Below are 16,242 nucleotides of genomic sequence, written 5' to 3'. Positions count from 1 at the left end.
CTCACCTGCGACACCGACCGGAACCGGGTGAAGCCGCTCGTCGAGTACATGCAGGCGCGTGTTCCAGGCGGGGGTTCCGATCGGAACTACGGCAACGTCTGCATCGCTCGTTCGGTGCGCTGTGACGCTGACCGCTGCTTCCGTGGGTCCGTACAGGTTGTAGACCTGCGCCGAACTCTGCTCTCGCATCTGCTTGGCTGTCTGTATCGGGAGGGTCTCGCCGATGCACAGAATCCTGGTGAGCGAATTCGGCAGTCGGCGCTCGGACACACTGAGCAGCGACAACATCGAGGGGACGGCATGCAGTGTCGTGACGTGCTCACGCTCGATCAGCAGCGTGAGGTACTCGCCGTCCTGCTGTGCCCCGGACTCGGCGAGAATCATGCAGGCGCCGGTTTGCAACGCCCACCAGTATTCCCAAACGGATAGGTCGAAGGTAGCTGCAGTTTTGACGAGTACGCGGTCGTGCGCGCCGAGCGGGAATTGATCCTGCTTCCACAAGAGTTGGTTCGTGATCGCTCGATGGGAAATCGCCACGCCCTTGGGCTTTCCGGTGGATCCCGAGGTGTAGATCGCGTACGCGATGTTGTCCGGTCGCAGGCAGGCGAGGCGTTCGCTGTCCCGAATCGGTGCTGCGTCGTTTCCGTCCAGATCGAGAGTTTCGATGTCCACGACGTGGAACTGCCCGTCGAGCGAATCGCGGGAAGTGCTCAGAACAACTGCGGGCGCTGCGGATTCGAGGATGTGAGTCGTGCGTTCTGCCGGCTGATCCGGGTCTAGTGGAACGTAGGCCCCGCCTGCCTTCACCACTGCGTACATGGCAACGACCAGTTCGACGGAGCGCCGCAGATTGAGCGCGACAGTCACTTCCGGGCCGACACCGATTCCGATCAGATACCGTGCCAGCCGGTTGCTTTCGGCGTCGAACTCGGCGTAGGTCAGGCGACGGTCACCGAGAACCAGCGCTTCGGCGCGCGGTGTTCTGCGTACCTGGGCGTCGAACAGATCCGCGAGGGTCGTCTCTGGAACGACGGTGTCGGTGCGGTTCCACGTGTTGACGGTGGCGGCGATCTCTTCGTCGCCGAGCAGAGCGACGTCGCCTACCGGGACGTCCGGGTTTCGACCGATCGAATCGAGAACGCGCAGCAGACGGTTGGCGAATGTCGCCACTGTGGATTGGTCGAACAGATCCGTTGCATAGGTGAACGACGCCGACATCGAACCCGAGTCCCCAGGGGTGACGGTCAGGTGCAGGTCGAACTTCGCCGTCTCGACTGGGGCACCAACCGCCGCGATCTGCAGTCCGGGTAGCTCGAACATTGTCGGCGTGAGGTTCTGAAAGGACAGTGCCACCTGGAACAACGGATGGCGGGCCGTCGATCTGACCGGATCGATGATCTCGACGAGCCGCTCGAACGGTAGGTCCGCGTGCGCGAAGGCTGCGAGATCCTGATCGCGGGTGTGGTTCAGCAGGTCCGTGAACGGTGCTGCCATGTTCACCTGGGTTCGCAATGCCAAGGTGTTCACGAACATCCCCACGAGTGCATCGAGCGACTCGTGCCCTCGTCCCGCGATAGGCGAGCCGATGGTGATGTCAGCACTGTTGCCCAACCGGGCAAGCAGTGCGGCGAATGCCGCGTGGACCACCATGAACAGGCTCGCGCCTGATCCGACAGCAAGATCACGCAGTCGATCGGCGGTATCCGAGCCGATCGTGAAGTGAATCTCCTTGCCGCGGTAGCTCTGACGGGGCGGACGTTGCCTGTCCGTCGGCAATTTCAACAGGTCCGGAATTCCGGCGAGCGCAGAGGTCCAGAACTGAATTTGTCTCTGAGCATCGGCGGAGGGATTCGCGTCCGTGCCGAGCAGATCATGTTGCCAGAGCGCGTAATCCGCATACTGCACGGGCAACGGTGTCCACTGTGGAGCTTCGCCGCGAGACCGCGAAACGTAGGCACCCATGACGTCGGCGGCCAGGGGTCCGAGCGATGATCCGTCCGATGCGATGTGATGCATGACGACGGCGAGCACATGTTCGGTCTCGGAGATTCGATACAGAGCGGTCCGCAGTGGTACGTCAGTTGTCACGTCGAATCCGGTGCCGGCAAGAGCAAAGAGCCGCTGCGACGCTTCGGCTTCGGTGACGTCATGCGGAACCAGATCGAGATTCACCGAAGACTCGGGCAGGATTTCCTGGCGAGGACCGTTCGGGGAATCCGGATAGTAGGTACGCAACGACTCGTGGCGTTGGACCACGTCACGAAGCGCGAGAGCCAACGCCGGCGCGTCCAGGGTTCCGCTCAGACGAAGCGCCAGGGGCAGGTTGTCCGTGGCAGCCGCGGTGTCGAATCGATTGAGGAACCACATCCGATTCTGCGCCGGTGAGAGCGGAATACGTTCAGGTCGCGGTCGTGCTTCCAATCGGGGCTGATCATCACGTTCTGCCGAGTCTGCCACCAGTGCAAGTTCTGCGACGGTCGGCGCCTCGAACAGCGCCCGAACCCCGAGTTTGATCCCGAACGTGGCGTTGACTCGGGCAATCGCCCGAGTCGCGCTGAGCGAGTTTCCACCCAGCTCGAAGAAACTGTCTTCTGCGCCGACGGTACCGGTACCAAGAACGTCGACAAAAGCGCTCGCGACACGAATCTCTGCGAGTGTGGTCGGCACCCGGAACATCGCCGAGGCGATGAACTCCGGAACGGGAAGTGCTGCGCGATCAAGCTTTCCGGCCGGAGTCAGGGGTAGCAGATCCAGCAGGATCACGGCACTGGGCACCGAGGCACGTGGCAGCACCGCGGATACGGCTTCGAGGACGGACTCCGCCGACACCGCATCTGTGGTGGTGACGTAACCGACGAGTTGATCGCCGAGAGAGTCATGTCGGTGAACAGTGGCGGCAGCAGCGCTCACTCCGCGAACGGAGGCGAGCGCTGATTCGATCTCCCCCAGTTCGATGCGGAGCCCGCGAAGCTGAACTTGGGCGTCGGATCGTCCGATGTACGCCAGTTCGCCCTGCTCGGTCCAGGCGACGACGTCGCCGGTCCGGTACATCCGCGCGCCCGATGCACCGAACGGGTTCGCCACGAAGCGTTCTGCGGTCAATGCCGCGCGCCGGTTGTACCCACGTGCCAGGCCGGGTCCCGACAGATACAGCTCGCCCCTGACACCGACGGGGACGGGATTGAGGGCGGAATCGAGGACCAGAACGTGTGCGCCTTCGAGCGGAATACCGATCGTGACGGGCGAGAGTGACGTGTGACGGTGTTGCTCGCCGTCACCGACCAGAGCTGCAGTGTCGTGGAGAGCCCCGGTCTTGGTGATGACGATGGTGCTCTCGGTCGGCCCGTAACTGTTGAAGAGTCTTGTCTGGCTGGGAAAACGGTCGAGTAGCTGCGGCGGAAAGACGTCGCCGCCGAGCACGACGACTTCGAGATCCGACAAAATGCCTGCGTCGACGGTGGTCATCGCAGCAGGAGCCGTCACCACATGGGTGACGCGATGACGCCGGATCACGTCGGTGAGTTCCTCGCCGGCAATGACGGACGGCGGTGTGATCACCATCGTGGCACCGGCGGTGAACGCGAGGATCATCTCGAACATGGACGCGTCGAAGCTGGCCGAGGACAGTCGCAGTACCCGAGAACCGCGCGATACCGCCAGATCAGTGCGGGTCCGAGCGGAGAACACGGACAGTCCCCGGTGAGTGACAGCGACGCCCTTGGGGAGACCGGTCGAGCCTGACGTGTAGATCAGGTAGGCAACATGATCCGCGTGCAATGGGCGGATCCGATCGGCATCGTCGACCTGCGCTGCGAGGTAGCGATCGAGGTCGAGATAGTCGATCTCGATCGTATCGATTCCGTTCGGAAGTGTTGGCGCCGTCTCGGAGTCGGTGATCACGACCAGCGCTGCAGAGTCTGCCAGCATGTGTGCGATGCGCTCGTCGGGATACGTCGGATCCACCGGAACGTACGTTGCTCCGGACTTGGCAACAGCCCACAGTGCGAGGATGGACTGCGTCGAACGTGGAAGAGACACCGCAACAGCTGTTTCGGGGCCTATCCCACGTTCGATGAGGAGCCGAGCCAGCTGTGAGGATCGCACATCCAGCTCGCTGTACGTCATCTCACCGTACGACTCGGAAACGATTGCCACATTCGCGGATTCCGAGTGCAGGGTCAACAGATCTGCCAGGGTGCGAACCGTTGGCGCTGACGGACCGAATGCCGAAGTAAGTCTGGTGTATTCGTTCTCGTCCAGAACGGCGATATCCGCGATTGCCACTTCCGGAGTCTCGACAATCTGCGCGAGAATCCGGTGGAACCGCTGCGCAAATCCGTCCACGGACGTGCCGGTGAAGAGGGCTGTGGCGTATGTCCAGGTGAGATTCAACGAATCTGCGTGCTGGACCATCGTGATCTGGAGGTCGAACTTTGCCGCCGCGACTGCGTTGTCCACGGCTTCGATCTCGAGACCAGGCAGCGTGAACGCAGCGGTTCCCTCTTGCTCCTGAGACAGAGCCACCTGGAAGATCGGCGCGTGGGCCTGGGAGCGAGCGGGTTGCAGTATGTCGATCAGCCGCTCGAATGGTAGGTCGGCATTCTCGAACGCAGTGAGGTCAGTGGCTCGCACCTGCGCCAACAGATCGAGGAACGACATCGCCGGGGTGAGACGGCTGCGTAGTGCCACCGTGCCGACGAACATTCCGACCACGTCGTCCAGCGCTTGTTGGCCGCGTCCGGAAATCGGTGTCCCGATCACCACGTCGTCGGTCGCACCGAGGTTGGACAGGAGCACCGCGAGGGCCGCCTGGAGCACCATGAAGGTCGTGGCGCCCTGTGTGCGGCCCAACTGCCCGAGTGCAGTGACCATCGCGGGCGCCAACACCAGTTCGGTGTTCGCTCCGCGCAGCGACGCAATCGCCGGCCGCGGGAAATCGGCCGGAAGTTCGAGAAGCTCCGGCGCGCCGGCCAACTGGCCACGCCAATACTCGGCCTGCGCCGAAGCAAGACTGGTCTGATCACTTTCCGAACCGAGGACCTGGTGTTGCCACACGCTGTAATCCGGATACTGAACAACCAACGGGGCCGGTGACGGCTCCGTACCCGAACGGCGCGCCGAGTAAGCCAGAACGAGATCCCGTGCGAGCGGCGCCACTGACGCACCGTCCGCGGCTATGTGGTGAATCACGGCGACCAGGATGTGTTCGTCAGCCGAGAGCTCGAACAGGTTTACCCGCAACGGGATTGCTCTGGTGACGTCGAACCCCTCGTCCACAGCGCCGACAATCTGATCGGCAACCTGTTCCGGAGAAACCACCGTGTGACGAAAAGGAACGTCGACGTCGTCGAGAATCCGCTGGAAAGGCCCTTCGGCATCGTCAGGGAATATCGTCCGCAAGGATTCGTGGCGAAGAACGATGTCCGACAGAGATTCTCGGAGAGCCACTGAATCCAGCCGGCCGCGCAGGCGAAGGACGAGCGGGATGTTGTACGCGGGCGAGGCAGGATCGTATCGATTGAGAATCCACATTCGCGATTGCGCCGGCGAGAGCGGGATTCGCTCGGGCCGAGGCCCGGCGGCCAGAGCGGGCCGCGTTCCGCTCTGCGCTGCATCGACTGCCACAGCGAGGGCCGCGACTGTCCTGGCATCGAAGAGAACCCGAACCGGGAGGGTGACTGAGAGCTCGGTGCCGACCCGTCCCATCACTCGGGTAGCACTCAGAGAGTTTCCACCGATGTCGAAGAAGTCGTCCGTCATGCTGACCTGGTCGACTGCCAGGACGTCACCGAAGATCCGGCCGATCAACTCCTCCGTCTTCGTGACGGGTGCGACATACGCATTCCGGCGCATCGTCGGGGCAGGCAGCGCGCGGAAATCGACCTTTCCGGCCGGCGTCAACGGAATTTCCTCGAGAACGATCACAGAGGAAGGAACCATGTGTGCCGGCAGTCGACTGGAGACGAAGGTGCGCACTTCTTCCGGATCCAGATGACCACCGACCACGTACGAGTGCAGCCCGACGGTGTCGTCTGCTGTCGTCACCGCAGTTCGTACACCGGAGTGCGCACCGAGCACCGCGTCGATCTCACCGAGTTCGATGCGGAAGCCGCGAATCTTGACCTGCGAGTCACTGCGGCCGAGATACTCGAGTTCCGTTCCACGACGTCGCACGAGGTCTCCGGTGCGGTACATCCGCAGCCCCGAACGTGAGGGGTCGGCAACAAATCGAGACGCTGTCAGGTCGCCGCGATGGTGGTAACCGCGGGCAAGTCCACGCCCGGTCAGATACAGCTCACCTGTCACTCCGTCCGGAACTGGACGGAGGCGAGAGTCGAGAACATGTGCGACGGTGCCGCGAACAGGACTACCGATGGTGATCCGATCAGTCGCCGACATGGGCCCCGCGAGGGTAGCCATGACGGTGGCCTCGGTGGGACCGTATGCGTTGAACATCTTTCGCGCCGATGCCCACTGCGCGACCAACGCGGCGTCGCACGCTTCACCGCCGACGATCACCGCACCGAGATCCGGAACCTCTGCCGGTTCGATCGTAGCCAGGGCAGCCGGGGTCACAAATGCGTGACTGATCTTCGATGCCCGCATGAGGGCTGCGAGTTCGCTTCCGCCGTAGATGCCGGTGGGAACAACAAGCATCGCGGCACCGGCACCGACAGCCATGGCCAGTTCGAGCACAGATGCGTCGAAGCTGGGGGAAGCGAAATGCATCGTGCGACTGAGGTTGTCGAGTTCGTATCGGCAAACCTGCTCGTCGACCAGCGCCGCGAGACCCGCATGGGAGACGGCGACGCCCTTCGGAGTGCCGGTGGATCCCGACGTGTAGATGACGTACGCGGTGTGGTCCGTGCGAATCGGTGACGTGCGCTCGGAATCGAGGATTCGCGTGTCACTGACGTCGTCGCGATCAAGCGACGCCACGACTTCTTCCGTCAGCGTCAGGATCGCGCCCGAATCAGTGAGCATGTGCTCGATTCGCTCGGCCGGGTAGCTCGGGTCGACGGGTACGAACGCGGCTCCGGTCTTGGCAACGGCCCAAGTGGCGAGTACAGAAGAGGCCGATCGTGGAATGGCGATCGCCACTACCGATTCAGGGCCGATCCCTCGCGCTACGAGTGCCCGCGCCCACCGATTGGTACGCCGGTCTACATCGTCGTATGAGAGTTCGAGGTCGCCGCAGAGTATGGCCGGACCACCGTTGGATTTGCTGACCCCGGCCGTGAGGATCTCCGGCAGCGTCAGCTCCGTCAAGACGACCGAATGAGCAGTTTCCTGACGTTCGATTTCTGGCAGCGTCCGCAGATCGAGGTCACCGACCACTGATTCCGGTTCGGCGACAACAGCGTCGAGAATGGCGACGAACCGATCCGCGAGCTCGCGCACAGTCGATTCGTCGAAGACGTCGAGGGCATAGGTCCACGTCGTGGTCACCGCCCCGTCCCGGCCCGGCGTCGAGATGTCCAGTTGGAGATCGAATTTCGAGATCGGAGCATCCAACGGGACCTGAGAGACGGCAAGGCCGGGAAGCTGCACGGATGGAGTCGGGATATCGCCGGTCGCGAGTACCACCTGGAAGAAGGGGTGGTGCGCCGTCGAGCGAGGCGGGTCGAGCACCTCGACGAGACGCTCGAACGGAATATCTGAGTGGGCAAATGCCGAGAGGTCGGCGTTACGGGTCGATTCGAGCAATCCGCGGAACGAAGCCGTCGGATCCACCTGAGTCCGGAGAACCACGGTTCCGACGAACATGCCGACGAGGTTGTCGAGGGCCTGATCGCCGCGTCCGCTGACCGGGGTGCCGATCGCGATGTCGGACTCCCCCGCCATCCGAGACAGCAGTACCGACAACGCCGTGTGCAGCACCATGAACGGTGTGGACCGAGTGCTGCGAGCCAGGGATTCGACGGCGCGGTGCGTCTGCGCCGAGAGGGTCGACGACACCGTCGCACCTCGATAGGACGCGACTGTGGGATGCGGCCGATCCGTCGGGAAATCGAGGCGGGTCGGGACGTGCGCCAATGCAGCACGCCAGTATTCGATCTGGCGCGCTGCCTCCGATTCCGGATCGTCCTCGTTGCCGAGAGAATCGATCTTCCAGAGCGTGTAGTCCGCGTAGTGAACGCTCAACGGCGACCACTGTGGCGCGGTTCCCGCGAGCCGTGACGCGTAGGCCGTCATCACATCCGCGGCCAGTGGTTGCATCGACCAACCGTCGCCACTGATGTGGTGGACGACGAGTACAAGAATATGCTCCCGACCAGACGTCCGGAGAAGCGAAGCCCGCACCGGAACCTCGGTGGTGACGTCGAACCCGGCACCGACCAATTCGCCGATAGCCGCGACGGGGTCACTGACATCCGCGGGTTCGAGAGCAACTGGCGCGTCGTCGAGAATGCGCTGGTAAGGACCTTGATCCGAATCCGGATAGAGAGTGCGCAGCACCTCGTGCCGGTCGATGACATCGCTGATCGCCTGGCGCAAAACCTGAACGTTCAGGTCGCCGGACAACGAGAGTGCTGCCGCGATGTTGTACGCCCCGGATTCCGGATCGAATCGGTTGAGGAACCACATACGTTGCTGGGCCGGTGAGAGCGGAATCCGGTCCGGTCGAGGGCGCAGTCCGAGCTCGGTGAACCTGGACGGCGCGCTGCCGGCGACGAGTCCGGCCAGCGCACCAACTGTCGGAGCGTCGAACAGGTCTCGGACACCCAGAGTCGATCCCAGTGCCGAGTTGATCCGTGCCACCACCCGCGCAGCCGTCAGAGAGTTGCCACCGAGCGCGAAGTAGTCGGCGGTGAGGCCGATTTCGCTCACACCGAGGAGTTCGACAAAGATCGCGGCAATGGTCTTTTCGGGTTCGGTGACGGGAGCGACGTACTCAGCTGCCGCCGAATCCGGTTCCGGCAGCGCACGCCGGTCGAGTTTTCCGTTGGGGCCCAGCGGCATCGACGTCAAGAACACGAATGCGGAGGGAACCATGTAGGTAGGCAGCTTCGCCTGCGCGTGCGCGCTGAGAAGGGCACTGTCGATTGCCGAATCAGCTGTCACGTAGGCGATCAGACGATCCTGACGGACGACGGTGGCGGCCGAGAGAACTCCCGACAGTTCCAACAGGACCCCGTCGATTTCTCCGAGTTCCAAGCGCTGCCCGCGAAGCTTCACCTGGAAGTCGGTACGACCCAGATACTCGATCTCACCGGTGGAGTTCCACATGACGAGGTCGCCGGTCCGATACATCCGGCCGGGACCGAAGGGGTTGGCTACGAAACGATCTGCTGTCAAGTCAGAGCGTTGCACGTAGCCGCGGGCGAGTTGGACTCCCGCGAGATAGAGTTCTCCCGCCACTCCGATCGGGCTCGGCGCGAGGCGGTGGTCCAGCACATAGGTCTGAGTGTTCCAGACCGGAGCGCCGATCGGCACCGGACCTGTTGCGGCGGCATCCGTCTGGTGGAAAGTGACATCGACGGCAGCTTCGGTGGGACCGTAAAGATTGTGCAGACGTGCACCGAATCGTTCGTGGAAGCGAACGACCGTCGCACGCGGAAGTGCCTCGCCGCTGGCGAACACCTGACGAACGGATCGAAGTTGTGCGAGATCTCCGTCGACGAGGAAGACGTCGAGCATCGACGGGACGAAGTGCAAGGTGGTGACACCTTCGCGAGCGATCAGCTCGGAGAGGTACCGAGAATCGCGATGTCCATCGGGTTCTGCAACTACCAGTCGCGAGCCGGCGACGAATGGCCAGAACAACTCCCACACCGAGACGTCGAAGGTGGCGGGTGTCTTGTGCAGCACGACGTCGTGACGGCCGAGCGGATATTCATGTTGCATCCACAGCAGGCGATTGACTATCGCTCGATGCGACACTGCAACGCCCTTGGGCTTTCCGGTGGACCCGGATGTGAAGATCACATAAGCAACGTGATCCGGCGATACACGACCGAGACGCTCGACGTCTGCGAGCCGCTCGGTGGAGTACCCCGACAGATCGATCTCGTCGAGAAGTACGGGGTTGACCCCATCGGGCAGCGATGTGGCGTCGGCCGCGACCGACAGGACGACCGACGGTGCTCCGATGTCGAGCAGGTACCGGATCCGCTCGTCCGGATGCTGCGGATCGATCGGAAGATACGCACCGCCGGCTGCGATGACGGCGTGCACTGCCACCACGTACTGCGCGCTCCGGTGCAGAGCGATCGCGACCAGTGACTCCGGCCCGACGCCGCGTTCTACGAGGTGACGAGCGAGAGAGTTGACCTGGGACCGAAATTCTCCGCGACTGATCGTCGTGCCCGCGAAGGTCAGTGCAGCATCGGCCAAGTCGGCGATACCCGAGTCGACGATTTCCGAGTCGGCGATTTCCGAGTCGGCGATTTCCGAGTCGGCGCCGAGTAGGTCGAGAAGCGTCTTGTCAGCGATGACGTTGGCAGTGTCGTTCCACTCGTCGAGTACGAGCCGTCGTTCGGCCGCGTCGAGATAGTCGATGTCCCGGATGCGGATTTTCTCGCCAGTCATCGCGCCCAGTATCGATGCAAGGCGTCGGCCGACACGCTCTGTTGCGTCGTGGTCCATCGAATCGGGTGCGTACTCGATGGTGAGGTGAAGGCTCGGTTCGAGGACCGTGATCAGGGCGAGCGGGTAGTGAGTCGCGTCGGCGACCTCGATTCCCGTAACTCGCATCCCGGCGATATCCGTCGCGGATTCGAGCGCCGAACGGTCGACGGGATATGACTCGAACACCGTCAACGTGTCGAACATCGCGCCGGCGCCCACGGCCGACTGCACCTCGGCCAGGCCGACGTGGTGGCTGTCGAGCAGCCGAACCTGCTCGGACTGAACGTGTTCGAGGAGTTCGGACACCGAACTGTCCGGGTTGACACGAACGCGAACAGGAACTGTGTTGATGAACAACCCGAGAATGTCTTCGACCCCGGTCAGCGACGCGGGTCGACCCGAGACGGTGGCTCCGAACACGACGTCGTCGCGTCCGAGCATGCCACTGAGCAGTAGACCCCACGCAGTCTGGACGACAGTGTTGACCGTGACGCCGCTGCGCCTGGCCAACTCGAAGATCGCCTCGGTCGACGAGGCTTCCAGCGGGACTTCGACATCCACGGGAACTGCATGCACGGAGGACTCTGCGCGGTGTGGTGCGATCAGCGTCGGTTCGTCTACTCCCGACAGTGCGCCGATCCACCTGTCCAATGCCGCGCCGTTGTCTTGTTCGGCGAGCCAGTGCAGGTAGGTGCGATACGACCGAGCGGGAACCGGCAGCGACGCGTCGGCGGCGTAGAGCGACAGAAGATCGCGCACCAACAACGGCATGGACCAACCGTCGAAGAGAATGTGGTGATTAGTCACGATCAGGTGCGCCGAATCCGCACCCTGGCGTACCAGGACTGCACGAAGCAGTGGGGGTGCGCTCAGATCGAACGGTGCCGTGCGCTCGAGTTCCGCGACGACGTGCGGATCATCCCCGAGCACCTCCCGCCATGGAGTTGTCACGGAATCGAGAACGAGCTGTGCTGCAACGCCGTTCGAGTCGTACACGAAAGCAGTCCGAAGTGCGGTGTGGCGCTCGAACAATCTCGAAAGCGACCGCTGTAGTCGATCGCTGTCGACGATCCCGGCGAGGGACAGAACGATCTGGCCGGTGTAGACGTCGACGGCATCGGCGGTGAGGCCGGCGTGAAACTGGAATCCGGCTTGCAGCGGCGAGAGCGACCAGATGTCCTCCAGGTGGCCGAACTGCTTCTCCCACAGTTCTATTTCGTCCTGCGAAGCCGAGACCAGAGGAACGTCTGACGGTGTGAGGCCGGCATGATCACCGACGGAGGCGGCAATCTTCTCCAGTTCGACGCGCCACGCCGTCGCGAGCTCCGCGACTGCAGCGGGTTCGAAGATACCTTCGGGGAAAGCAAATGACGCCGAAAGGAACTCGCCTTCCGGACCGTCCACGACGGCGGCATTGATGTCGATCGCATAACTGACCGCGAGATCGCTTCCGCTGCCGTTGTTGAGATCGATTCCGGCGTCGGGAATCCAGCCCGCGGCCCGCAATTCGTCACCGAACTCCGCGGTGGACATCTTGCCCAAGTAGTTGAAACCGATCTGCGGTTCCGGGCCGGTCAGCATCCCTGCACGTCGGAGCAGCCCGTAACCGATACCGGACCCCGGCGTGGTTCTCAGCTGTTCCTTGACGGATTTCACGACCGCCGGCGTGTCCACTCCGAGTCCGGTGAGATCGATCCGAACCGGGTACACCGCCGTGAACCAGCCGACGGTCCTGGACAGGTCGGCACCGGGCAGCACGGCTTCGTCTCGTCCGTGACTTTCGAGCGAGACCAGCATCCGCTGTGATCCGCTCCAGGTGCGCAATGCCAGGGCAAGCGCACTGACCAAGCCGTCGTTGACACCGGTCCGATAGTGCGACGGTACCGCGCGCAACAGGTGATCTGTTGTGTCACGGTCGATGTCGACCCGGACCCGACGCAGTGACGACCCTCGGTCCCGTTCCGCATCGAGAGGACGCGAACCGATCGGCGCACCATCGGAGTCGACGACCTCACGCCAGTACTCGAGTTCCGCCGACGGTGACAGCTCGGTGAGTCCGTGCGACCAACGCCGCAGTGACGTTCCGACGGGCATCGGTACCGGCGTGCCACCGTGAACGATCTGTTGCCAGGCTGCAGCGAAGTCCGGAAGGAGAATCCGCCACGAGACGCCGTCGACAACCAGATGGTGGATGACGACCACCAATCGGCCCGAATCGTGCGTCGAGTCGAGCCAGACGATCTGAGCAGTATCGCCGCGGTACGGATCGAGCCTCGACGCGGCGTCCGCGGTCGCCTGGGTGAGAGCTTCCTCGAACTCGGGGGTTCCGGGTAGCGCTTCGGTGACGGTCCGACGAACCCATGTATCGACAGCACAGCCAGGGGCAATGTCGAATCCGGAGTGGTCGGGCAGCAAACGCGCACGAAGAGCGTCGTGTTGATCGACAACTACTTGAAGAGTTGCCGCGAGGCGCGAGAGATCAAGTCCGACAGGAACACTGACCGACACGGCTTGATAGAAGTTCTCGATGCTGCCGGCCGTGCCCAGTATCTTGGCTGCGATCGGGGTCAGCGGGACAAACCCCACTCCCTTACCCGGCAGTTCTTCGAGTACGACCGATTCATCTGCCGGGAGTGCGATTTCGGCCAATCGCGCCACCGTCTTGCGTTCGAACACGTCGCGAGGAGTGAAGACAACTCCGGCGGCTTTTGCTCGAGAGACGAGCGAGATCGCGACGATGCTGTCTCCACCCAGCGCGAAGAAGGAATCGTCGACGCCGACTCGCTCGACGCCGAGTACCGACGCAGCGGCGTCGGCGATGATGCGCTCGACCGGACCGCTCGGCGCCCGGTAGTTCTGAGCCGCCGAACGAAATTCCGGTTCGGGTAGCGCCTGGCGATCGAGCTTGCCTGCCGGGGTCAGTGGCACTTCGGCCAGCGGTATCAGCTGGGACGGCACCATGTGAGCGGGCAGGAATCGAGATGCGTGTGCGATCAACGCTTCTTCGTCGAGATCGTGTCCCGGCTTGATCTTCACATACGAGTACACGGTGCCGCCGGCAAGCGTCACCACGAAATCGACGGATTCATGGCGTGCGAGCACAGCGTCGATCTCACCGAGTTCGATGCGAAGTCCATTGACCTGCACCTGGAAATCGGAGCGGCCGACGTACTCGAGTTCGAGAGTCCGAGTCCAGCGGACCACGTCTCCGGTGCGGTACAACCGAGTTCCGCCGCCGAGAGGATCGGCGACAAAACTCGCAGCGGTGAGAGCTGAACGTGAGTGGTAGCCCTGCGCCAATCCGGGGCCACCGAGATACAGTTCACCGGCCACCCCGGCCGGCACAGGTCGCAACCAGCGGTCGAGAACCATCAGATGCGCGCCCTGAATCGGAGAACCGATCGTGATGGCCTCGTCCGACGCCAGCGGGGGTGTCGTGGTGATGACGATGGTCGACTCGGTGGGGCCGTAACTGTTGTAGAACCGGCAGATCGGGCCGAAGCGTCGAACCAGGTCCGGCGGGCACACGTCACCTCCGACAACCACAGCTTCGAGATCCGGAAGATCGGTGGCGTCCACCGTGCCCAGAATTGCCGGCGCACTGATGATGTGGGTGACGCGCTCGCTGCGCAGCAGTTCTGTGAGCTCGCCGCCGCCGTAGACATCTGCCGGAGCGATGACCATCGTCGCCCCGGCACTGAACGCCTGAACCATTTCGAAGACGGAGGCGTCGAAACTCGCGGACGAGAATCGCAGAACTCGCGAATGCGCACCGACGCCGAGTTCGGGGCGACCCCACGCGGTGAAATCGACCAACGCATTGTGCGTGACGGCAACACCTTTCGGTGTACCGGTGGAACCGGACGTGTAGATCAGATAGGCGATGTGATCGCTTCGCAACGGCGCCGTGCGGTCAGAGTCGTCGACGACGGACTCGTCGCCGACAAAGCTGAAGGCGTCGATCGAGATGCAGTCCGGATCGACGGGCAGCATCTGATGGACAGTCGAATCAGTAATTCCCACAACAGCATTACTGTCCCCGACCATGTGACCGATTCGTTCGACCGGGTACGTCGGATCGACCGGAACTGATGCAGCGCCGGTTTTGGCAACCGACCACCACGCGATGACGGCATCGATGGATCGAGGCAGCGCGATCACGACACTGGTGCCAGGACCCACTCCGCGCCGGATCAGCATTCGAGCGAGTACGTTGGAGCGACGATCGAGTTCGCGGTAGCTGAGCTGCTGGGTACCGCAGCTCAGTGCGATCCCCTCAGACGATGCCGCGACGCCGCGGGCGAGAATCGTGGGCAAGGTCATCGGTGCCAGTGCGTCAGGGCCGCGTGCCGGAACGAGCGACTTCCGCTCGGCTTCGCTCAGGATCTCGAGATCGTGAACACGAGTGTCCGGCAGCGCTTGCGTGTACCGGGACAGCAGTTCGACGTATCGGCGGACATGGTCGCTCAGGACATCTGCGGTGTACAGATGGGGATTGGCTTCGAAATCGATTCGCGGCGCCTCTCCCGAGGCACTCGGATAGATGTTGACCGACAGGTCTTCCACCGGCCCTGTCGACAAGACGTGGAATCGACCAGTCACCGACCCCAGGACCACTTCGGGGTGAAAGTTCATGATGTTGATCGCGGGACCGAAGAACCCACGCTCGGCACCGACGCCTCGATCGCGTCTCATGTCCTCGGTGCGGTACCGCTGATGTCTGAGCGCGCCGGTCAGTTCGAGCGAGGCAGCCGCGCTCAATTCGGCAACCGTGGTCGAAGCGGTCACCGCGAGGCGCAGCGGAACGACGTTGGAGATCATGCCACCCGAACCGCGCAGAACCCTGTTCGTTCGCGCGGTCACCGGCAAACTCAGCACTACGTCTTCGGTGCCGGTCACCCGGGCGAAGTAGAGCGCGAAGGCAGCCACCGCCGCCGCCGAAGAGAACTCGTCCGCCTTCGCCGTCGCGTTCGAACTGTCGAGTGTTCGGCCGACCACGACCGCACCCGGTGTGGCGTCCATCCGCTTCCCGGCCAGACTTGCCACGGCCGGAAGCTCTGCTGTCTTGGCTGCCCAGTAGTCCTGATCTCGGCGGAATCGCGGCGAGTGCCGATACTCGGCCTCGGCGTCGTGCACGGCCAGAAGATCGGTTGCCGACGATTCGGGGACTGAAAGGCCGGCGACCTCCGCTGAGTAGAGCTCGGCGATGCGTGTCATGAAGTTCATGGCGCCGTAGCCGTCGAGGACTAGATGATGGATCCGGCAGTACCAGAACTGGCGGTTCGCGCCGACGCTCAGGACGGCTGACTTCACCAATCGATCGGCGAGTAGATCAAAAGGTCGGGTGTACTCCTGCCGCATCCACTCGAGTGCGGCTGCCTCCGGCTCGCGCTCACCGCTCAGATCGACGACTTCGACGCTCTGACTGAGCTCGGAATCGATCTGCTGAAACGGTTCGCCGTCGATCTCGAGCAGTTTCAGCATCCCGGAGCCGAACTCATGCGCTGCTGTGACGCAGGCACTTTCGAGCACCGCCGCGTCGAGAGTCCCGTCGACTACGACATACTGCGCGATCGTGATCGGCACATCAGTGCGCAGTAGCTGGGCAAACCAGATTCCGCGTTGCGCGCTGGTCAGCGGAAAGGGCTCGAAACGTCGATCAGCATGCAC

General features: G+C 63.0%; 1 protein-coding gene (only partly in view). It reads right to left on the bottom strand.

Annotation, left to right across the window (positions count from 1 at the left end; translation table 11 throughout):
• Positions 1 to 16,242, bottom strand: the 5' portion of a protein-coding gene (locus H351_RS15950) for a non-ribosomal peptide synthetase (protein WP_059016347.1). 15,594 nt of this gene lie to the left of the window's left edge; the window shows 16,242 of its 31,836 coding nt (coding positions 1-16,242); the start codon lies at positions 16,240 to 16,242; its stop codon lies beyond the left edge, outside the window.

This window comes from Rhodococcus erythropolis R138, from assembly GCF_000696675.2.
GTDB classification, from domain to species: domain Bacteria; phylum Actinomycetota; class Actinomycetes; order Mycobacteriales; family Mycobacteriaceae; genus Rhodococcus_F; species Rhodococcus_F erythropolis.
The sequence above is the reverse complement of the archived record's forward strand: the minus strand, read 5'-3'. Positions and strand labels throughout refer to the sequence as shown.